Source organism: Achromobacter spanius (assembly GCF_039673305.1).
Lineage (GTDB): Bacteria > Pseudomonadota > Gammaproteobacteria > Burkholderiales > Burkholderiaceae_B > Achromobacter > Achromobacter spanius_F.
Map to the genome: position 1 here is coordinate 1 of NZ_JBDJLJ010000038.1, position 19,443 is coordinate 19,443.

Below are 19,443 nucleotides of genomic sequence, written 5' to 3' on the forward strand. Positions count from 1 at the left end.
CTTCGTCACGGCCTGCGGCCGTTCCTTCAGATTCCCTCGGGCGCATCTACACGCCCCGCGCACCCCAGGCCCCCGCCACGCCAGGCTCTGACCGTTCGGGCTTGCGCATTGCGGGGGCGGATGGGTTCTTGAGGTTCTTGGCAACCATTGGGGTCTGGTGGTGGATCTTGCGGGGCCCGCCCCATGCCGGCCGCGCGGGCGGCCTCGTGGGGCTTACGCGGTGTCTTGCGTCGGGACGTTGGGTGCAGGTGTCTGACACCCGTATGAGACGCCGCGCATTGCGCATAGGCCTGGACGGGCGTCAGACACCGTCGCGCATGCGATGCCCACCCCCCCAATGCCGCACCGCAGGAATCACCCGCCCACGCGCCGTGTCTCCCTGGGCAATTCCCCGAACCGTTCCCGGTAGTACTCGGAAAAGCGGCCCAGATGCCCGAAGCCCACGCTCAGCGCGACTTCCGTGACGCTGGCTTCCATGTCCGTTTTCAGCCTGTTCCTTGCCGCATCCAGCCTGAAGGCGCGCAGCGCGTTCATCGGGGTGGTGTCCCGGTGTTCCTGGAACAGGCGGGTCAGGGCGGTGGCGCTGGCGCCGGCGTGGCGGGCGATGTCGTTCAGGGTCAGGGGGGCGCCCAGGCGTTCGCGCATGTAGGACTCGGCGATGCTCAGGCGGCGCGGCACGGCGTCGCCGGCGTGGGTTTGCCAGGTGTTGGGCTGGTTGTAGAGCAGGTGCAGGACCAGCGTGTCTTCCAGGTGCTCGAGCCAGGCGGCGGGCGGGCGGCGGGCGCCGTCGTCCAGGGTGGGGAGCAGATGGATCAGGCTGGCCATCATGCTGCGCCAGGCGGCGCCGATGGGCGTGTCCAGTCGCAGCGCGGGGCTGAAGTCCAGGGGGCGGGAGGCGGCCTCGCCGAAGGCGCGCTGGCCCATGGCTTCCAGCTTGCCGCGCGGGATCTTCAGCAGCAGCTGTTCGCAGCCCGCTTCCCAGTGCAGCCGCAGGCGGCGGTTGGGGGCGATGACGGCGGCGCAGTCGGGGTCGGCGTTGACGCCTTCGTCGCCGCATTCGATGCGGGCGCGGCCGCGCAGGGGGACCTGCACCAGCATGAAATCCTGGAGGCGGTCGGGTTCGATGTGGACTTCGGCGCCGTAGCGCAACGTACAGACCGTCAGCGAGCCGAATCGGCCCCGGTTCAGTTCGGCGTCCACGCGGCCGCCTTTCCAGGTCAGGCGGTGTTCCTTCAGGGCTTCGGACACGCGCGCGCGGGTCTCATCCTGTTGCGTGGAGCTGAATACGCGCCGTTTGAGCAAGGGCGCCAGCTCGAGTCGGGACCAGCCGTGCATGGATGCCTCCGGGACGGGACCGATCCCGTATCAGCAGGCAGCCTAATTTAAATGGGCCGCATTGGGAATTAAGTGAATCCCGGATAAGCGTGGCGGTATTCGGATAGAGCCGGAAAGGCCGGCGGCCTAATCTTGCCTGCAGGCGCTGTACGCGCCTGTTGGAGGGAGTACGCCGCGGCGCGTAAGCTGGGCGACTTGGATCGGCGGCATGCGTGTACCGACGGCAGACGGGTTCTGTCAGCTTTCCGCCAGCGCGGCTGGCGGCGAAAACGGGGTGGCACATGAATCGAATTTCCTGGAGCCGGCGCGCGCTGGCGGCGCTGTTTTGCCTGACGGCCGCGACCGGTGCGTCGGCCGCGGACAAGGTCAAGGTGGGCCTGCTCACCACGCTGTCCGGGCCGGGCGCGGCGCTGGGCAACGAGATCCGCGACGGATTCAATCTGGCGCTGCAGCACACGGGCGGCAAGCTGGGCGGGGTGCCGGCCGAAGTGGTGGTCGCCGACGACCAGCAAAAGGCGGATACCGGACGCCAGGCGGTCGAGCGCCTGCTCAAGCGCGACCGCGTGGACGTGATGACCGGCATCGTGTTTTCCAATGTGCTGCTGCCTGTGATGCCCGCCATCCTGCAATCGGGCACGATTTATCTCAGCACCAACACGGGGCCGGAAAACTATGCCGGCGCCGGCTGTAATCCCAATTTCTTCGCGGTGGCCTGGCAGAACGAGGACATCCCCGCCGCCATGGGCAAGTACGCCGCGAACCAGGGCTTCAAGAGCGTGGCGCTGATCGCGCCGGACTATCCGGGCGGCCGCGAGTCGCTCAATGGGTTCAAGCGCCTGTACAAGGGCGGGCTGTCGGAAGAGATCTACACCCAGCTCGGCCAACTGGATTACGGCGTGGAGATCACGCGGCTGCGGGCCAGCAAGCCGGATGCGGTGTTTTTCTTCCTGCCGGGCGGCATGGGCGTGAACTTCATCAAGCAGTTCAACGGTGCGGGCCTGTCCAAGGACATCGCGCTGCTGGCGCCGGGCTTTTCGGGCGACGAGGACACCATTGCGGCGGTGGGCGCGCCCATCCAGGGCCTGCGCAACACCTCGCAGTGGGCCGCCGATCTGGACAACCCCGCCAACCGCAAGTTCGTCGAGGACTTCAAGAAAACCTACAACCGCAGCCCGACGCTGTATGCGTCGCAGGGCTACGACGCCGCGATGCTGCTGGACAGCGCGGTGCGCCAGACGGGCGGCAAGCTCGATGCCGACGCCCTGCGTCCGGCCTTGCGGCGTGCCGACTTCAAGTCCGTGCGCGGCGACTTCAAATTCAATCGCAACCAGTATCCGGTCCAGAACTACTACCTGCGTGTCGTCGAGGCGGGCGCGGGGGGCAAGCTGGCCAACAAGCTGACGGGCACGGTGCTGACCCAGTACCAGGATCCGTTCGCCGCCGCCTGCCAGATGAAGTAGGGCCGCCGGATTCCCGCAATTCAGGAGATACGCATGACTCAGAGCATTACGACGCGCGAGGTGACGATCGCCTCGCACGATGGCAAGTCCTTCGGCGCCTATCTGGCGGTGCCGGCCTCGGGCCGCGGCCCGGGCCTGGTGCTGTGCCAGGAGATCTTCGGCATCAACGACTTCATGCGCCGCGCGGCGCAGCTGCTGGCCGAGGAAGGGTATGTGGTCCTGGCGCCGGACCTGTTCTGGCGCCAGCAGCCCGGCATCCAGCTCACGGACGGCCCCGCCGACATGCCGCGTGCCTTTGAACTCTACAAGGGGTTCGACGTGGACCTGGGCGTGAAGGACATCGCGTCGACGCTGGCCGCGCTGCGCGCCCTGCCCGAACAGGAGGGCGGGGCGGGCGTGCTGGGTTATTGCCTGGGCGGCAAGCTGGCCTACCTGGCCGCCTGCCGCACGGACGCGGACGTGGCGGTGGGCTACTACGGCGTCGGCATCGAGGACAGCCTCGAAGAAGCCTCCAGCCTGCGCGGGCGGCTGGTGCTGCACATTGCCGAGCAGGACGGCTTCTGTCCGCCCGAGGCGCGCCAGCGCATCCTGGAAGCGCTGGGCGGCAAGCCGGGCGTGGAACTGTACGTTTACCCCGGCATGGACCACGCCTTCGCGCGCACGGGCGGCGATCACTACGATAAGCCATCCGCGCTGATGGCGCATCAGCGCAGCATGGCGGCGCTGCAGCGCGCGATCGGCCCGGAATTCGACTATTCGTACCTGTGGGACAAGCACTGCGAATACGAATTCGGCACGCGCGACGTGGCCGCGACGATGGCCACGATGGTGGCCGAGCCCTACGTCAACCATATCCCGACCATGACGGGTGGAGTGGGCCACGAGGAGCTTTCGCGCTTCTACCAGCATCACTTCGTCAACAGCAATCCGCCGGATACCCGGCTCGTGCCCCTGTCGCGCACGGTGGGCGCGACGCAGATCGTCGATGAGCTGTTGTTCTGCTTCACCCACACCACGGAAATCGACTGGATGCTGCCGGGCGTGGCGCCCACGGGCAAGTACGTGGAGATTCCGCTGGTGGCCATCGTGAAATTCCGCGGCGACAAGCTCTACCACGAGCACATCTACTGGGACCAGGCCAGCGTGCTGGTGCAGGTGGGCCTGCTGGATCCGAAGGGCCTGCCCACCGCCGGCCGCGAGACCGCGGCCAAGCTGCTGGACGAGACCCTGCCTTCCAACACGCTGATGGCGCGCTGGAAGGACAGCGAGAACAAGTAGGGAGACGACATGCCTTATACCGATGAGCAACTTGCGTCCCTGGTGCGCGGCGACAGCGTGCACCGGGACCTGTACACCGATCCGGCCATCTTCGACCTGGAGATGCAGCGCATCTACGGGCGCGCCTGGATCTACGTGGGTCACGAAAGCCAGGTGCCCAAGACCGGCGACTACCACACCACGCGCCTGGGCGACCAGGACGTGCTGATGGTGCGCGCCGCCGACGGCCGCGTGCACGTGCTGTACAACCGCTGCCCGCACAAGGGCGCGAAGGTGGTGGCCGATGGCGAGGGCTGCGTCGGCAAGTTCTTCCGCTGCCCCTACCATGCATGGACCTTCAAGCTGGACGGCAGCCACCTGGGCGTGCCGCTCAAGCAGGGCCTGGAAGGCACGTCGTACGATCCCGCGGACCCGTCGTTTTCGATGCGCCGCCTGCCGCGCGTGGACAGCTACCGGGGCTTCGTGTTCGCCAGCCAATCCCGGGACGGCCAGGCGCTGGAAGACTTCCTGGGCGGCGTGCGCTCGTCCATCGACAATCTCTGCGACCGGTCGCCAGTGGGCGAGGTCGAGGTGGCGGGCGGCATTTTCCGCGTGATGCAGAAGTCCAACTGGAAGGTGTTCTACGAGAACCTGCACGACACCATGCACGCCCGCGTCACCCATGAGTCTTCGTATGCTGCCGCGCGCGACGAGGCCAAGGAAATGGGCGAAATGCCGCTCGAGCTGCACATCATGGACGGCAACGGCGAGCCCTACGAATTCTGGGAAAAGCTGGAACTGCGGGCCTACGACAACGGCCACGGCTACATGGAAGGCATCTTCAACCCGGGCGCCGCGGAACGCGATCCCGTGTCGCGCGCGCACTTCGAATCGCTGACCGCCGCCTACGGCGAGGATCGCGCGCGCGAGATCCTGGGCATGAACCGCCACAACACCGTCATCTACGGCAGCGGTTCTCCCCATACCGTGTTCCAGCAGTTCCGGGTGATCCGCCCGGTCGCGGTGGACCGGACGCTGATTGAGATCCAGACATTCCGCTGCAAGGGGGCGCCGGACGGGGTGTTCAAGCGCGCCATGCTGTACGCCAACGTCATCAATTCGCCGTCGTCCAACGTCATGCCGGACGACATCGAACTCTACAACCGCTGCCAGGAAGGCAACGCCACGCGGGGCGGCGACTGGGTCAGCATGCACCGCTACCACGGCAGCGACCGCAGCGACGCCGAAGGCATGGTGTCCGTGAACGGCACCAGCGAACTGCCCATGCGCAATCAGTTCCGCGCCTGGAAGGAATACATGGAGGCCGGTCCCGCCGCCGCGGAAAAAACGGCCAAGGGAGACGGCGCATGTTGCTAGATCTGGATTTCGACGTCGGCACGGCCGACCTCTCGCCGGCCGACGTGCCCGCCGACGCCTACCACCGCATCGCGCAGTTCCTGTACCGCGAGGCGCGGCTACTGGACGAGCGGCGCTACGGCGACTGGCAGGCGCTCTGGACCGGCGACGGCATGTACTGGATGCCGCGCAAGCCCGGCCAGCAAAGCCCTTACGATCACATCTCGCTGTTCTGGGAAGACCGCATGCTGCGCGACGTGCGCATCCGGCGCCTGGAGCATCCGCGCAACTGGTCGCAGCAGCCGCCCACGCACACCGTGCGGCTGGTGGGCGGCGTCCAGGTCGAAGGCGTGGACGCGGGCGGCAACCTGGTGGTGCATTCCGTCTTCCAGATGACGGAGTGGCGCAAGCGCCAGCCGCGCCAGCTGGCGGGGCGCTATACCCACAAACTGGCCGCCGAGGGCGATGGCTGGCGCATCCGCATGAAGCGGGTGGACCTGGTCAATTGCGACGATGTGCACGATGCCTTCGAGGTGTTCGTGTGAAGGACGCGGACGTCGCGGTGCTGGCGCTGCACTATCAGAATGATGTGCTGCATCCGGAAGGCAAGATCCGTGTCGGGCTGGATGCCGACAGCGGGGCGCGCCAGCGCCTGCTGGACAACGCCGCGGCGCTGCTGGAGGGCGCGCGCGCCCAGGCGTTGCCCATCGTGCATGTGCGCATCGCGTTCCGGCCCGATTACGCGGACCTGCTGCCCAACTGCGCCATCTTCCGCAACGTGGCCACGATAGGCGCGGTGCCGGAAGGGCAGTGGGGCAGCGCGTTCTACGACGGCCTGCAGCCGTTGGCCGGCAGTTCGCGCGAATTCATCGTCAAGCACACGCGCATCAGCGCTTTCTATGGCACGCCGCTGGAAGAGACCTTGCGGCTGCTGGGCGCGCGGCGGCTGGTGGTGGCGGGCGTGGCCACGCATTCGGTGGTGGAAGGCACGGTCCGCCATGCCGCCGACATCGGCTTTTCGGTGATGGTGGCGCAGGATGCCTGCGCCTCTGCCGAGCCGGCGGTGCACGAGGCGTCGCTGGCCAGCATGCGGCTGATCGCCCAAACGGGCTCGGTGGCGCAGGCCATGCGCTGGGCCGCCGCGCCGGACTGATCAAGGAGCATTCATGGATTTCACAGGCTTTCCCGGCCTGGCGGGCAAGACCGCCATCGTCACCGGCAGCACCCAGGGGCTGGGCGCCGATATCGCGCGGGGATTCGCCGCAGCCGGCGCCAGCGTCGTGCTGATCGGCCGCAACGCCGACGCCGGCCAGTCACTGGCGCAGGCGCTGGGCGCGCGTGCGCTGTATTGCGAAACGGACATCGGCCAGGACAGCCAGATCCAGGCAGCCATCGACGCCGCGCTCGCGCGCTTCGGGCGGCTGGACTTCCTGGTCAACAACGCCTGCCAGTACGCGGACCGTGGCCTGGCCTCGACCCGCGACGAATGGCACCGCACGCTGGACACCAACCTGGTGTCGGCCGCGATCTTCACGCAGCTTGCGGCGCCGCATCTGCCGCGCGGCGGCGTCGTGGTGAACATGGGCAGCACGGGCGGCAAGTTCGGCGCGGCAGGGCGGGCGCTGTACCCGGCGTCCAAGGCCGCATTGCTGCAGATCACCAAGAACTTCGCGGTGGAGCTGGCGCCCGCGGGGGTGCGCGTCCTGGCGGTGTCGCCGGCGTGGACCTGGTCGCCGTCGGTCGAGCAGCTGTCGGGCGGTTCGCGCCAGGCGGCCGACGCGGTGGGCGCGCATTTCCATCCGCTGGGCCGGGTCGGCTCGGGCGACGAGATCGCCGCCGCCGTGTGCTTTGCGTGCTCGGACGTGGCGTCGTGGATGACGGGCGTGGATATCCCGGTGGATGGCGGATTCTCGGTCCTGGGACCGGACCGCGGCATTTCACCGCGCGCCTGGTTCAAGGAACTGGCGCCCGGCGACGGCGCCTGACGCTTGCGGGAAGACCGGCGCGGCGCGACCCCTAGCGGATGACGATCTCGCCTTCTTCCAGGCCGGCCTTGCCGCCCACCTGGTCTTCCAGGAACTCCTGCATCTTGTTGCCGAGTTGGATCGTCGCGCCGCTGCAGAAGCGCCGGGTGGCGGCGATGGTGGCGTTCTGCTGGGGCAGCAGGTCGCGCACGAGCTGGGCTTCCTCTTCCTCCAGCGCGGCCAGGTCGCCGATCAGCTTGGCGTGCGTGTTGCGCGCGCGCTCGACGACGTCGCCGGTGGCCCGCTGCGGGTTGGCCTGCAGGAACATCAGCAACTGTTCCAGCTTCGCCTTTTCCTCGTTCATCTTCAGGCGCTTGCGCGTCAGGGCCGTGCGCTTGATGTCGGCGTGCGGGTCCAGGCCGGCCTGCACCAGCGTCGGGATGCCCGAGGGCGAGCCGATGGTGCCGGCGCGAACCGCCAGCAGGGCGCGGGTTTCGCCGCCCGTGATGGCGCTTTGCTGGGTGTTGGGCGGACCGACATTGACGCTGCCGCCGGCGGCAATGCTGCTTTGCCGGATTTCGCGCTCGACGTCGATGTCCTGGCCCGCGCTGATCACGGCGTTCTCGATGAACTTCGCGCGCAGCGCGCCGCCACAGACGATGTGGGCGGTCCGGTTGGCGGCGGAGGCATCGTGCAGCGTTTCGGCCATGCCGATGATGCCGCCCTTGACGGTGACGCTGCCGCCGGCTTCCACCAGCGCGGCCTCGATGGTGCCGTTGACGACCACGTCGCCGGTCACGCGCACTTCCATGGTGGCGCTGATGTCGCCGCGCACCTGCAGCGAACCCTCGAACGTGATGTTGCCGGTGGACAGGTTGACGGCGTCCACCTCGACCATCGGGTTCACCTGCACGCCGTGCGTGATCAGCGTGGGCGTGCCGGCAATGGCCGCGCGCAGCAGCAGCGGATCCTCGGGGTCGACGGCGACGCCGGACAGTTCCTTGGAGAAGGGCGTGTCGGGCAGTTCGTCGGGCAGCACGGCCTCGCCCAGGACGTTGGTGCCGTCCACGCCGGGCAGCGGCGGGATCCGGCGCATGAGCGGCGTGCCGGGCGACACCAGGAGCAGGCTGCCGAGGTCGCGGTAGTCCACCTGGGCCAGTTCGTCGATGTCTTCGGCGCGGGGCTTCAGGCGGTCCAGCAGGCTTTCGAAGCGGGTCGGCGTGCCGCGGGTGGGCGGCGTGCCCTGGGCGGCCAGGATGGTCTCGGCGCGGCCCAGCGCGACGGCTTCGGCCAGCGCCGTGTCCAGCACGCCATGGACGATGCCCTGGTCCGCCAAGGCCTGGCGCACCGCTTCCAGCGAGACGGGCTTGCCGCCCTTGGGCGGGTGCAGCGTCAGCGTCGCGGCCATGCGGGTCGCGTTCAGTTCGATCTCGAAGGCGCCGTCCACCACTTTGCCGACCGGGCTCTGCACGGGCTCGGCGGCGGTGCGGCACAGATCGATGAAGGCCAGGATGGCGTGGCTGTCGAGCGCCTCGGCGGCCCAGCCCTGCGCGGCCGCCGCGGCAACCAGCGTGTCCCAGCTGGGCAGGTCGGTGTTGACCACGGGGGCATCGGCGATCTCGGACTCATCGGTTTCGACGGCAATGTCGCCCGCGCTTTCGTCCGCCTGGGTATCCGTTGACGAGGCGGCGGGGGCGGGCGCTACGCCTGGCACGGCCGACTCGTCCGGCCCGGCGCCGGCGGGAGCGGGCCGGGGCGGCGGCGTGTAGACCGCAGTCAGGACGTTGGTCTCGGCGTCCAGCAGCAACTGGAGCATGTTTTCTGCGCCCATTTCACCCTCTCTCCTGCCCGGCACGAGTCGGCCAGGTTCAATCATTTAGTAATTGAACGAAATATTACGTCATATTCTAAGCAGCGTCGGGGGTTACTGGCCAGTAACGGCAAATTTATCGGCCGCATGGCTTAGTTATGTCCCCGTTTTTCCCTGTGAAACCGGGGCGCCGACCGGCACTAGGGCATCGGCAGGAAAGACAAACCGGCATGGGCGCAAGCAGCATAGGGGCTCGCCAACGCGTCTCAGGACGCCGCCGGAGCCCCGTCCCATGTCCCAACCACCCACCCCCATTCTTTCGGCCATGCGCGCCCTCCTGGCGCGCGCCGGCGGGATGGCGGCGGTGGCGGCCCTGGCGACGGGCGCTCTGGCGCTGGCGAGCTCCGCGCCCGCCCACGCCGCCGAGACCTACCGCTACAAGGATCCGTTCGGTGTCTGGCGCACGATGAAAGTGCCCACCGGCTACGGCAAATACTACAAGCGCGCGCAGGCGCGGACCGCGGTGCGCGGCGGCGCCGACAAACTATGCCTGGCCTGTGAGCCCGAGGCCGGCGACGGCGCGCGGCGCGTGTCGCGGGCCGCCGCGGCCCCCGCTTCCGCGCTGATGTGGGGGGCGATCAAGCCGACCACCAAGCACGACAACCTGATCGCCCGCGCCGCGCAGGATTCTGGCGTCGACCAGGCGCTGCTGACGGCAATCATCGCGATCGAATCCGGCTTTCGCAGCGATGCCCGCTCGCCCAAGGGCGCGCTGGGCCTGATGCAGCTCATGCCGGCCACGGCCGCGCCGCTGCTGTCGGTGGACGACGTGGAGCGCGCGCTGGTGGATCCGGCGACGAATGTGCAGGCCGGGTCGCGCCACCTGCGCCGGCTGATCGACCGGTATCCCGGCCGCCTGGACCTGGCGCTGGCCGCCTACAACGCGGGCGAGGGCGCGGTGCGCAAATACGACGCGGTGCCGCCCTACGCGGAAACGCAGGCCTACGTGAAGAACGTAACCGCCCTGTACGAGCAATACAAGGCGCCATGAAAAAAGCGGCCCGCGGGCCGCTTCGGGGTGCCGGTCAGAGGCCGGCGAAGACCTTCTCCGCAATGTCCAGCGTGGACTGGATCACGGCGTCGTCGTGCGTTGCCGAGACAAAGCCCGCTTCGAACGCGGACGGCGCGAAATGCACGCCGTGGTCCAGCATGGCGTGGAAGAAGCGGTTGAACGCCGCGGTGTCGCAGGCCGAGACCTGGGCGAACGAGGCGGGGACCGTGTCGCTGAAGTAAATGCCGAACATGCCGCCCACCGAATCGGCCGAGAATGGCAGCCCGGCCTTGCGGGCGCGCTCCTGCAGCCCTTGCGCCAGCTTGGCGGTCTGGGCCGACAGCTTGTCGTAGAAGCCCGGCGCGGCGATCAGGCGCAGCGTGGCCAGGCCCGCGGCCACTGCCACGGGATTGCCGGACAGCGTGCCAGCCTGGTACACGCCGCCCAGCGGGGCGATGTGCTTCATGATGTCGGCGCTGCCGCCGAAGGCGCCCACCGGCATGCCGCCGCCGATAACCTTGGCCAGCGTGGTGATGTCGGGCTTGACGCCGGTCAGGCCCTGCACGCCTTGCGGGCCCACGCGGAATCCGGTCATGACTTCGTCGAAGATCAGCAGCGCGCCGTGCTGCGTGCAGACCTCGCGCAGGCCTTCCAGGAAGCCCGGCGCGGGCTTGATCAGGTTCATGTTGCCGGCCACCGGCTCCACGATGATGCAGGCGATGTCGGCGCCGTGCTGGGCGAAGGCCTCGCGCACGGCGTCCAGGTTGTTGTATTCCAGGGTCAGCGTGTGCGACACGAATTCCGGCGGCACGCCGGCCGAGCTGGGATTGCCGAAGGTCAGCAGGCCCGAGCCGGCCTTGACCAGCAGGCTGTCGGAATGGCCGTGGTAGCAGCCTTCGAACTTCACGATCTTGGCGCGGCCGGTGGCGCCGCGCGCCAGGCGGATGGCCGTCATGGTGGCCTCGGTGCCCGAGCTGACCAGGCGCACCTGTTCCAGCGACGGCAGGCGCGAGATCAGCACTTCGGCCAGTTCGATCTCCGCTTCGGTGGGGGCGCCGAAGGACAGGCCGTTGACGGCGGCTTCCTGCACCGCGCGCACCACTTCAGGGTGCGAATGGCCCAGGATGGCGGGGCCCCAGGAGCCCACGTAGTCGATGTACTGCTTGTCTTGCGCGTCCCACACGTACGGGCCCTGCGCGCGCTTGATGAAGCGCGGCGTGCCGCCCACGGAGCGGAAGGCGCGCACGGGCGAGTTCACGCCGCCGGGGATGCTGCGGCAGGCGCGTTCGAAAAGCTGAGCGTTGGTGGACATGGCGTTCAAGACTTGCGGTTGGGGTTGGCGGAATAGGGCGCGGCGCAGGCCGCGGCGGCGGCGCGGATGCTGGGCGCCTCGAACAGGCTGGTGATGACGGCAATGGAGTCGGCGCCGGCCTGGGCCACCAGCGGGGCGTTGTCCGGCGTGATGCCGCCGATCGCGACCACGGCGGGGCGCGGCGCGTCGCGGTCGTCGACCAGGCGACGGGCCTCGGTCAGGACGGACAGCGGCGCGCGCACCGTATCCGGCTTTACCGTGGACGCGAACATGGCGCCGAAGGCGATGTAGTCGGCGCCCGCGTCGAGCAGTTCGCGTGCGCGGTTCAGGTCGTCGTAGCTGGAGCCGCCCAGGATCAGGTCCGGTCCGGCCTCGGTGCGGATGCGGGCCAGGCTTTCGTCGTCGCGGCCCACGTGGGCGCCGTCGGCCCCCACGTCCAGCGCCAGGCGCCAGTCGTCATTGATCAGGAAGACCACGCCCAGCTCGCGGCACAGCGGCGCCAGCGCGCGGGCCTGCGCGGCGCGCACGGCGTCGGGCACGTTCTTGCGGCGCAGCTGCAGCGCGCGCATGCCGCCCGCGGCGGCGTCGCGCACCGCCTGCAGCAGGCGGTCGGTATCGTCCCATTCGGGGGTGACGCCATACAGGCCGGAGGGAAAACGCAGGGGCTTCATTGGGGCAGCATCCGGTTGGGAATGCGCCGGCCCATGCCCGGCAGGAAGCTGGCGGCGACCGAGGCGTCGGCGTGGGCCAGGCCCTGCCGCACGGCTTCAGGCATTTCCAGCCCGCGCGCCAGCATGGCCGTGATGGCGGTGGCCGCCAGGCCGCCGGCATCGCCGTTGCGGTCGGGGGGCGCCTGCCAGGGCCAGGTGTGCGTCTGGCCGCCCGGGCCCAGCAGCACGTTGGCGAAATGGCCGGGGCGCTGGGGGCTGCCCAGCACCAGGACCCACTCGGCGCCTGCCGCCACCAGGGCGTGCATGGGCGTCGGTGCGTCCCCGATATCGATGTCGCCATCGGCGTGCCACTGCGCCAGGCGCAGGTGTTCGATGACCAGCAGGTCTGTCTGCGGCAGCACCAGCTCCAGGGTGGCGGCCAGCAGGTCGTCGGCTTCGTCCTCGTCGGCGGCGTCGGCCGGCAACTGGGCGCGCTGGCCCAGGTGCAGCACCAGCGGCACCTGGCTGTAGTCGGCGGCGACCTGCGCGGCGACGCTTGCCGTTTCCGCGGTGTATAGTCCGCCCACCTTGATGGCCTGCACGGACATGTCTTCGAGCAGGCAGCGCGCCTGGTCGTCCAGCAGGTCAGGCGAAACGGGATGGATTTCTTCGATGCCGGCGGTGTCCTGCACGGTCAGCGCCGTGACGGCAGCCAGGCCGTGGCAGCCCAGGCGGGCGCACGTCACGGCGTCGGCGGGCAGGCCGTCCGACCCCGAGGGATCGAGCGGACCGAAGACCAAAACGAGAGGGGGAGTAACGGGGGCCACTTGACTGCGCTTGGAGTGAGGGTTGCCCGCGACGCATTTGGCATGAATCAGGGGAACCCCTATTGGGTTTCGGTAAGATTGTCCCCATTCTAATGGAAGCCCCTCACCTTTGCCCCGCCGCGGGGAACCCGGTGGGGAATTGATGTAAGAGAGAACTATGCGTACTTGGATGTGTCTGATTTGTGGCTGGGTCTACGACGAAGAGGCCGGCCTGCCCGACGAAGGCATCGCTCCTGGCACCCGCTGGGAAGATGTGCCGCCGAACTGGGTCTGTCCCGAATGCGGCGCCCGCAAAGAGGACTTTGAACTGATGGAAATCTGAAGCCGTACCGCCGACTTATTCCGCCAGGGCTCGTAAGATGGGGGCATACCCCATCCTCGTAACCGTCGGACTGCCGCCAGGCATGATGGATCGCGTTCGCGCGCTCTCCAACGGTTCTTTCAGACTACCCACGAAGGGGTTGCCATGACGGAAAAACTTCACGAAGACGCCACCACGCAGGCGGCCAATTTCGCCAATCAGTTCCTGATCGCCATGCCCGGCATGGTGGAAGGAAGCCTGGCCGGATCCGTCATCTACGTGTGCGAGCACACCGAGCGCGGGGCGCTGGGCCTGGTCATCAACCGGCCCACCGACCTGACGCTGGGCACGCTGTTCGAACGCATCGACCTGACGCTCGAGATCGGGCCGGTCAAGGACACCTACGTCTATTTCGGCGGCCCGGTCCAGACCGACCGCGGCTTTGTCCTGCACGCGCCCGCGGGCGACTACAGCTCCAGCATCAAGCTGGGCGACATGGCGCTGACCACCTCACGCGACGTGCTGCAGGCCGTGGCCGACGGCAACGGGCCGGCCCGCATGCTGGTCACGCTGGGCTACGCCGGCTGGGGCGCCGGCCAGCTTGAAAGCGAGATGGGGCAGAACGCCTGGCTCAGCGTCGGCGCCGACGACCACATCATTTTCGACGTGCCCCCCGAAGAACGCTACCCCGCGGCCTTGAAGCTGCTGGGCATCGATCCTGTCATGCTGGCCGGCGACGCGGGCCATGCCTGAAGAAACGCTGCTTGCCTTCGATTTCGGCGAAAAGAAGATCGGCATCGCCATCGGCAACACGCTGACCCGCCAGGCGCGTCCCCTCGAAATCATCTTCAGCGAAGTGCGCGACGCGCGCTTCGGCCGCATCGCGGCGCTGCTCCAGGAATGGCAGCCGCACCGCGTGGTCGTGGGCCTGGCGCTGGACGCCGATGGCGGCGAACAGCCCGCCACCGCGCGCTGCCGCCGTTTCGCCAACCAGCTGCACGGCCGCTTCGGCGTCGCGGTGGAACTGGTGGACGAACGCGGCTCCAGCATGGAGGCCCAGCGCCTGCTCGGCACCCATGCCGCGGACGACGCGATGGCGGCGGCCGTCATCCTGCAACGCTATCTGGATACCTTGCCCGCGGCGTGATGGCCGCGGCCCGTCTTGCCCATGCTCAATCCGCAACTCGATCGCCGCGGCGAACTCCTGCACCTGCTGACCACGGAAGGCCTGCCCCGGCGCCACGTCGAGCGGCTGCTCGAGGCCGCACGCGCGAGCATGGGAGCCGGCGATCCGCAGCCTGATCCGGCGCCGGAAATGCCGGTTTTCCTGTGCCTGCCCGACGCGGACGCCGCCGCCCGCGAAGCCTTTGCCGCCGCGGCGGCCAGCCTGTCGATGCTGCCGGTGCCGCTGGAAGCGCGCGCCGCCGAGGCGCTCGCCGAAACCGTCGGCGCGCTGGCGCCCGGCGTGCTGGTGCTGCGCCACGAACAGAGCGGCGCGGCCCATTGCGCCGCCGCGCATGCCGCCCCGGGGCTGCGCGTCCTGAATGCGGGCGATGGCCGGCACGCCGATCCCTTGCCCGCGCTGGCGCTGGTCCAGGCCATCATCGAAACCAAGCCTGACCTCACCAGCCTGGTCGTGACCCTGGTGGGCGACATCCGCCATTCGCGCCTTGCGCGCTCCGTCATCCACCTGCTCACCACGCTGGGCGTGCCCGAAGTCCGCGTCGCGGCGCCGCGCACGCTGTTGCCCGACGGCCTGCCTCAGTTGGGCGTGCGCGCCTGCGCCACGCTAGAGGAAAGCCTGCGCGATGCGGACGTGGTCATCGCGATGCCGCTGAACGTCGAAGGAATCAGCGGCGCGCAGCTTCCTTCCGCGCGCGAATACGCCTGCACCCACGGACTGACGCCCGCAGCCCTGGCGCACGCCAGGCCCGACGCCATGCTGCTTCCCGCAGGCCGGCTTGCGCCCGGCGTCGAAGTGGACGGCGATATCGCGGCCGGCCTGGAGCCCGTCGAGGCGCGTCTGGCGATCCTTGAACAGCACCTGCGCGCGGCCGTCCTGCGCGCGCTGGCCGGAGACGCGCCATGAGGCTGCATATCGCCAACGGCCGGCTGATCGATCCCGCGCACGGCCTGGACGGCCAGCATGATCTCTACATCGCGCAAGGCCGCGTCGTCGCGGTCGGCGCGGCGCCCGACGGCTTCCAGGCCGACCGCCGCATCGATGCCGGCGGACTGGCGGTGCTGCCGGGCCTGGTCGACCTGTCGGCGCGTGTCGCGCAGCCGGGCCATGCAGGCTTCGCGCCGTCCGAATTGCGCGCGGCGCTGGCCGGCGGCGTGACCCGGCTGGTGCTGCCGCCCGACGCGGAAGGCCCGCCAGACGAGCCCACCAAGGTGGAATCGCTGATGCGCCACGCGCAGGCCGGGCAGTGCGCAATCCACCCGCTGGGCGCGATGACCGTGGGCCTGGCCGGTGAAACGCTGACGGAGATGGCGCTGCTGGCGCAGGCCGGCTGCATTGCCTTCGCGCAGGGCGAAAACGGCGTTGCCGACACGCGCGTGCTCTGGGGCGCGATGCGCTACGCCAGCGGCCTGGGCCGCACGCTGTGGCTGCGCCCGCAAGACCCGTGGCTTGCGCGCGGCGCTTCGGCGGCCAGCGGCGCCTATGCGGAACGGCTGGGCCTTGAAGGCCTGCCGGCGCAGGCGGAAACCGTGGCGCTCCACACCATCTTCGAATTGCAGCGCGCCACGGGCGCGCGCGTGCATCTGGCGCGCCTGTCGACGGCGGCGGGGCTGGAACTGCTGCGCGCGGCCCGGCGCGAAGGCCTGCCGGTCACGGCGGACGTGTCCATGAACAGCCTGCACCTGACCGACGTGGACATCGGCTTCTTCGATACGAACCACCACCTGAATCCGCCACTGCGCGGCCAGCGCGACCGCGACGCCATCCAGGCGGCCCTTGCCGACGGCACGGTGGACGCCTTGTGCTCCGACCACACGCCCGTCGACGCGCGCGGCAAGGCCGAGCCGTTCGCGGCGTCGACGCCCGGCGCGACCGGACTGGAACTGTTGCTGTCGCTGGCGCTGAAGTGGGCGCGCGACAGCCGCAGGCCCGTCGGCGAAGCGCTGGCGCGCGTGACTGCCGGCCCGGCGGCCGTGCTGGCCGCCGTCGCGCCGCACATCGGGCCGTGCGGGCACCTGGGCGTGGATGCGCCCGCGGACCTGTGCCTGGCGGACCTGGACGCAGAATGGATGGTCATGCCCGCGTCGCTGCACAGCCGCAGCGTCCGTACACCTTTCGCAGGTATGATGCTGCCCGGTCGAGTGCGAGCCACCGTGGTCGGTGGCCAACCGGCCTGGGAGACTCCAGTTTGAAGCTGCTGCGCTTTGTCCTACGGCTGAGCCTTGTCCTGCCCCTGATCATTTTCGGCCTGCTGAGCGTGGGCCTGGCCTATCCCCTGATGCGGCCCACGGCCCGCGCCCGGCTGAACCGCCGCTGGTCGCGCTGGCTGATGGCCGCCTGTGGGCTGAAGGTCACCTTCAAGGGTGAGCCGCGCCTGGAAGGCCCGGTGCTGCTGGTGGCGAACCACGTTTCCTGGATCGACATCTTCGTGCTGAATTCGGCCCGCGCGACGTCGTTCGTGGCCAAGAGCGAGATCCGCGCCTGGCCCGTCATCGGCTGGCTGGTGGCGGGCGCCGGCACGCTTTTCATCGAACGCGGCCAGCGTCACGCGGTCCATGCGATGGGCGAGTCGATGCAAGGCCGCTTCAAGCAGGGCGACGCGGTCGGCCTGTTCCCGGAGGGCACGACGAGCGAAGGCTTCGAGCTGCTGCCCTTCCACGCCAGCCTGTTCGAACCGGCCCGCTCGGCCGCGGTCGAGATCCAGCCGGTGGCGTTGCGATTCATGCAGCACGGCAAGCGCAGCGGCTACGCGGCGTTCGTGGGCGAGGAATCGCTGGTTGCGAATCTGTGGCGCGTGCTGGGCGTGACGGGGCTGGCGGTCGAGGTCGTGTTTTTGCCGCCGTTGGCGGCGCGGCATCCGGATGGCAGCCTGCCCACGCGGCTGGAGCTGTCGCATCAGGCTCGGGATGCGATTCTGGGCGTGCTTTGAGATTGGATCTGCTTAGTTGCAGTTGCAGGAGATAGCGGGCTTTGCTGTCTTGGCTTTGGTCTTTTTTTTGATGCGGGTCGAGTTGGCTGTTGTTCTGTAGGCGGGTGGCGTTCTTAAGACGCCCGGCGTGACGGGGGCCTGGGGTGCGCGGGGCTCCGATTGCGGTCCGGAGCATTCGCTCCGGACTTCCCTAGGCGGGCCCCCCCTCGTCATCTTCGTCACGGCCTGCGGCCGTTCCTTCAGATTCCCTCGGGCGCATCGAGGTTGCTCGCAGCCACGGTGCCCGCGACGCCGGGCTACGTATGTCTTGGCCTGGTGCGCTACAAGAGCTGTGGTCAGGGTATGGAATCTGCGCGGACGCCGAATTGCGGCCGCGCGGGCGGCCACAATTGGCATATGGGCATCTGGCCATCGATGGGAGTGCGCTTGCGCGCACACGCCGAGTGGTGTGCTGATGGCGCTTGTCGGCAGGGGGGGAGCGGTGATGGGCGGCGCGCGATGGCGAGTAGCCTGCTACTGCGTATCCGCACGCGCGCGCCGCCCATCCGGCACTGGAGTTGAAATGATGATTGTGGCGGTCAGTTCGTTGATGCCCGATGGGGTGCAGCGACTTCACGCGTTGAGTGTCTGATAGCTGCTAGACCATCGACGCGCGATGCGTCATCCATGCGACGCATGATGCCGCGTAAGCCTCAATAGGCCGCCCGCGCGGCCGTATTGAGGCGGGCCCCGCCAACAGAATGCCTCGCAGTCGCGCAGCGGCACCGCGAACCGAAAGACACCGCCAAAGCCCCCGAGGCCGCCCGCGCGGCCGACCAGGGGCGAGCAACGCAAGATTTTCCACAGATCAAAAACCCGGGGCAAGAACCCAGACAAAGCACCGCCACACGCGAAGCGATATCTCTGCGACGCAAGACACCGCGTAAGCTCCCAGAGGCCGCCCGCGCGGCCGGCCGGGAGCGGGCCCCGCAAGATATTCCTTTCTTCCCCAAGACTGGGCGAGAACCTTAAGAACTCCGCCCGTCCCAGCGCCCGTGAAGTTTCCAGGAGCAAAGCCTGGTGCGGCGGGAGCCTGGGCGGCGCGGGGCGTCGATAAGCCCGAGGGAATCTGAAGGAGCGGCCGAAGGCCGCGACGAAGATGACGACGGGGTAGTCCGGAGCGAACGCACCCGACCGCAATCGCAGCCCAGCGCCGCCCAGGCTCCCGCCGTGCCGGGCGTCTGAAGAACTCGACCACGCCGCTCGCAACGGCATGACGAGCTCATTCAATCCTAATGCGATCCGCCCAAATAAGCCGCCACCACAGCCGGATCATGCTTCAACTTCTCCGCACTCCCGTGCACGGAAATCCGCCCGTTCTCCAGCACATACCCGTAATCGGCCACGTTCAGCGCCGCCGCCGCGAACTGTTCCACCAGCAGCATCGTGACGCCCTCGTCCTTCAGCCGCGCAATGATCCGGAACACTTCTTCAACGAGAATCGGCGCCAGCCCCATCGACGGCTCGTCCAGCAGCACCAGCTCCGGATTCAGCATCACCGCGCGCGCCATGGCCAGCATCTGCTGTTCGCCGCCCGACAATGTGCCCGCGAGTTGGTCGCGCCGTTCCTTCAGGCGCGGAAACAGGTCCATCGCCCGCCCCAGGTCCGCCTGCACGTCGCCTTTGGGACGGCTGCCGGTCAGGCGCGGGAACGCACCCAGCAGCAGGTTATCGGTGACCGAGAGCGTCGGAAACACCCGACGACCTTCCGGCGAGTGGGCCAGGCCCAGCCGCGCGATGCGGTGGGATTCCAGCCCGTCGATGCGCTTGCCGCCCAGCGTGACCTCGCCCGCGGTCGGACGGATCATGCCGGACAGCGCCCGCATCGTCGTGGTCTTGCCGGCGCCGTTCGAGCCGATCAGCGTCACCACCTTGGCCTTCGGCACTTCCATGCTGATGCCGTGCAGCACCTTCACCTTGCCGTAGCCCGCTTCCAGATTCTTGATCGATAGCATCTTGTTGTCCCCTT

General features: G+C 68.7%; 19 protein-coding genes. 13 read left to right on the forward strand and 6 right to left on the reverse strand.

The features are described from left to right. Positions 1-354: 354 nt before the first annotated feature. Positions 355-1,335, reverse strand: a complete 981-nt coding sequence (locus ABE485_RS22525) for an AraC family transcriptional regulator (RefSeq protein ID WP_346517481.1) — start codon at positions 1,333-1,335, stop codon at positions 355-357. Between the two features lie 281 nt (positions 1,336-1,616). Between ABE485_RS22525 and ABE485_RS22530 the strand changes: the two genes are divergently transcribed. Genes ABE485_RS22530 through ABE485_RS22555 form a run of 6 tightly spaced genes read left to right on the forward strand, consistent with a single transcriptional unit; the run spans position 1,617 to position 7,393 of the window. Continuing rightward, positions 1,617-2,795: an ABC transporter substrate-binding protein gene (locus ABE485_RS22530; RefSeq protein WP_346517482.1), complete on the forward strand. Its 1,179-nt coding sequence runs from the start codon at positions 1,617-1,619 to the stop codon at positions 2,793-2,795. Between the two features lie 33 nt (positions 2,796-2,828). Continuing rightward, positions 2,829-4,073, forward strand: a complete 1,245-nt coding sequence (locus ABE485_RS22535) for a dienelactone hydrolase family protein (RefSeq protein WP_346517483.1) — start codon at positions 2,829-2,831, stop codon at positions 4,071-4,073. A 9-nt stretch (positions 4,074-4,082) separates the two neighbouring features. After that, the gene (locus ABE485_RS22540; protein ID WP_346517484.1) at positions 4,083-5,429 is read left to right on the forward strand and encodes an aromatic ring-hydroxylating dioxygenase subunit alpha; all 1,347 of its coding nucleotides are present in this window, start codon (positions 4,083-4,085) and stop codon (positions 5,427-5,429) included. Then, a complete protein-coding gene (locus tag ABE485_RS22545) occupies positions 5,420-5,953 on the forward strand; it encodes an aromatic-ring-hydroxylating dioxygenase subunit beta (protein ID WP_346517485.1) in 534 nt (177 codons plus the stop codon). Before ABE485_RS22540 ends, ABE485_RS22545 begins: the two co-directional genes overlap by 10 nt. After that, positions 5,950-6,561 (forward strand): cysteine hydrolase family protein, encoded by a 612-nt coding sequence (locus ABE485_RS22550; protein ID WP_346517486.1) that lies wholly within the window; start codon positions 5,950-5,952, stop codon positions 6,559-6,561. The genes ABE485_RS22545 and ABE485_RS22550 overlap by 4 nt, the downstream gene beginning before the upstream one ends. Before the next feature lie 13 nt (positions 6,562-6,574). Further along, entirely contained in the window at positions 6,575-7,393 is an 819-nt protein-coding gene (locus tag ABE485_RS22555; RefSeq protein WP_346517487.1) for an SDR family oxidoreductase, read from the forward strand. 31 nt (positions 7,394-7,424) lie between these two features. On the opposite strand, the gene ABE485_RS22560 is transcribed toward ABE485_RS22555, so the two are convergent. Beyond that, complete coding sequence (locus tag ABE485_RS22560; RefSeq protein WP_346517488.1) at positions 7,425-9,203, reverse strand: DUF342 domain-containing protein; 1,779 nt, start codon at positions 9,201-9,203, stop codon at positions 7,425-7,427. Between the two features lie 271 nt (positions 9,204-9,474). Here ABE485_RS22560 and ABE485_RS22565 point away from each other — a divergent pair, with 271 nt between their 5' ends. Beyond that, positions 9,475-10,233: a lytic transglycosylase domain-containing protein gene (locus tag ABE485_RS22565; RefSeq protein ID WP_346517489.1), complete on the forward strand. Its 759-nt coding sequence runs from the start codon at positions 9,475-9,477 to the stop codon at positions 10,231-10,233. Between the two features lie 34 nt (positions 10,234-10,267). Here the strand turns inward: ABE485_RS22565 and hemL are convergent, their stop codons facing one another. From hemL to ABE485_RS22580, 3 genes are read right to left on the reverse strand one after another with little or no spacing between them, the layout of a single operon-like run. After that, positions 10,268-11,545, reverse strand: coding sequence for a glutamate-1-semialdehyde 2,1-aminomutase (gene hemL / locus ABE485_RS22570; protein ID WP_346517490.1), 1,278 nt, complete (start codon positions 11,543-11,545; stop codon positions 10,268-10,270). A gap of 5 nt (positions 11,546-11,550) precedes the next feature. Further along, a complete protein-coding gene (gene thiE / locus ABE485_RS22575) occupies positions 11,551-12,216 on the reverse strand; it encodes a thiamine phosphate synthase (protein ID WP_346517491.1) in 666 nt (221 codons plus the stop codon). Further along, on the reverse strand, positions 12,213-13,022 hold the full coding sequence (locus ABE485_RS22580) for a hydroxymethylpyrimidine/phosphomethylpyrimidine kinase (protein WP_430795457.1): 810 nt from the start codon (positions 13,020-13,022) through the stop codon (positions 12,213-12,215). Before ABE485_RS22580 ends, thiE begins: the two co-directional genes overlap by 4 nt. A 157-nt stretch (positions 13,023-13,179) precedes the next feature. Here ABE485_RS22580 and ABE485_RS22585 point away from each other — a divergent pair, with 157 nt between their 5' ends. From ABE485_RS22585 to ABE485_RS22610, 6 genes are all read left to right on the forward strand, one after another. Further along, positions 13,180-13,344, forward strand: a complete 165-nt coding sequence (locus ABE485_RS22585) for a rubredoxin (protein WP_003814980.1) — start codon at positions 13,180-13,182, stop codon at positions 13,342-13,344. A gap of 144 nt (positions 13,345-13,488) precedes the next feature. Next, positions 13,489-14,076, forward strand: coding sequence for a YqgE/AlgH family protein (locus ABE485_RS22590; RefSeq protein ID WP_346517492.1), 588 nt, complete (start codon positions 13,489-13,491; stop codon positions 14,074-14,076). After that, a complete protein-coding gene (gene ruvX / locus ABE485_RS22595; protein ID WP_346517493.1) occupies positions 14,069-14,470 on the forward strand; it encodes a Holliday junction resolvase RuvX in 402 nt (133 codons plus the stop codon). Before ABE485_RS22590 ends, ruvX begins: the two co-directional genes overlap by 8 nt. 21 nt (positions 14,471-14,491) lie before the next feature. Further along, a complete protein-coding gene (locus ABE485_RS22600) occupies positions 14,492-15,412 on the forward strand; it encodes an aspartate carbamoyltransferase (protein ID WP_346517494.1) in 921 nt (306 codons plus the stop codon). Next, positions 15,409-16,698, forward strand: coding sequence for a dihydroorotase (locus ABE485_RS22605; RefSeq protein ID WP_346517495.1), 1,290 nt, complete (start codon positions 15,409-15,411; stop codon positions 16,696-16,698). The genes ABE485_RS22600 and ABE485_RS22605 overlap by 4 nt, the downstream gene beginning before the upstream one ends. After that, positions 16,695-17,435, forward strand: a complete 741-nt coding sequence (locus ABE485_RS22610; protein ID WP_346517496.1) for a lysophospholipid acyltransferase family protein — start codon at positions 16,695-16,697, stop codon at positions 17,433-17,435. Before ABE485_RS22605 ends, ABE485_RS22610 begins: the two co-directional genes overlap by 4 nt. A 1,271-nt stretch (positions 17,436-18,706) precedes the next feature. Here ABE485_RS22610 and ABE485_RS22615 read toward each other — a convergent pair. Continuing rightward, a complete protein-coding gene (locus ABE485_RS22615; RefSeq protein WP_054430713.1) occupies positions 18,707-19,429 on the reverse strand; it encodes an ABC transporter ATP-binding protein in 723 nt (240 codons plus the stop codon). Positions 19,430-19,443: the final 14 nt, after the last annotated feature.

Excerpts from the sequence above, each read along its gene's own strand:
- ABE485_RS22600 (WP_346517494.1), top strand. The coding sequence starts at position 14,492 with ATGCTCAATCCGCAACTCGATCGCCGCGGCGAACTCCTGCACCTGCTG.
- thiE (WP_346517491.1), bottom strand. The coding sequence starts at position 12,216 with ATGAAGCCCCTGCGTTTTCCCTCCGGCCTGTATGGCGTCACCCCCGAA.
- ABE485_RS22530 (WP_346517482.1), top strand. The coding sequence starts at position 1,617 with ATGAATCGAATTTCCTGGAGCCGGCGCGCGCTGGCGGCGCTGTTTTGC.
- ruvX (WP_346517493.1), top strand. The coding sequence starts at position 14,069 with ATGCCTGAAGAAACGCTGCTTGCCTTCGATTTCGGCGAAAAGAAGATC.
- ABE485_RS22615 (WP_054430713.1), bottom strand. The coding sequence starts at position 19,429 with ATGCTATCGATCAAGAATCTGGAAGCGGGCTACGGCAAGGTGAAGGTG.
- ABE485_RS22540 (WP_346517484.1), top strand. The coding sequence starts at position 4,083 with ATGCCTTATACCGATGAGCAACTTGCGTCCCTGGTGCGCGGCGACAGC.
- ABE485_RS22560 (WP_346517488.1), bottom strand. The coding sequence starts at position 9,203 with ATGGGCGCAGAAAACATGCTCCAGTTGCTGCTGGACGCCGAGACCAAC.
- ABE485_RS22605 (WP_346517495.1), top strand. The coding sequence starts at position 15,409 with ATGAGGCTGCATATCGCCAACGGCCGGCTGATCGATCCCGCGCACGGC.
- ABE485_RS22545 (WP_346517485.1), top strand. The coding sequence starts at position 5,420 with ATGTTGCTAGATCTGGATTTCGACGTCGGCACGGCCGACCTCTCGCCG.
- ABE485_RS22525 (WP_346517481.1), bottom strand. The coding sequence starts at position 1,335 with ATGCACGGCTGGTCCCGACTCGAGCTGGCGCCCTTGCTCAAACGGCGC.
- ABE485_RS22565 (WP_346517489.1), top strand. The coding sequence starts at position 9,475 with ATGTCCCAACCACCCACCCCCATTCTTTCGGCCATGCGCGCCCTCCTG.
- ABE485_RS22585 (WP_003814980.1), top strand. The coding sequence starts at position 13,180 with ATGCGTACTTGGATGTGTCTGATTTGTGGCTGGGTCTACGACGAAGAG.
- hemL (WP_346517490.1), bottom strand. The coding sequence starts at position 11,545 with ATGTCCACCAACGCTCAGCTTTTCGAACGCGCCTGCCGCAGCATCCCC.
- ABE485_RS22535 (WP_346517483.1), top strand. The coding sequence starts at position 2,829 with ATGACTCAGAGCATTACGACGCGCGAGGTGACGATCGCCTCGCACGAT.
- ABE485_RS22555 (WP_346517487.1), top strand. The coding sequence starts at position 6,575 with ATGGATTTCACAGGCTTTCCCGGCCTGGCGGGCAAGACCGCCATCGTC.
- ABE485_RS22590 (WP_346517492.1), top strand. The coding sequence starts at position 13,489 with ATGACGGAAAAACTTCACGAAGACGCCACCACGCAGGCGGCCAATTTC.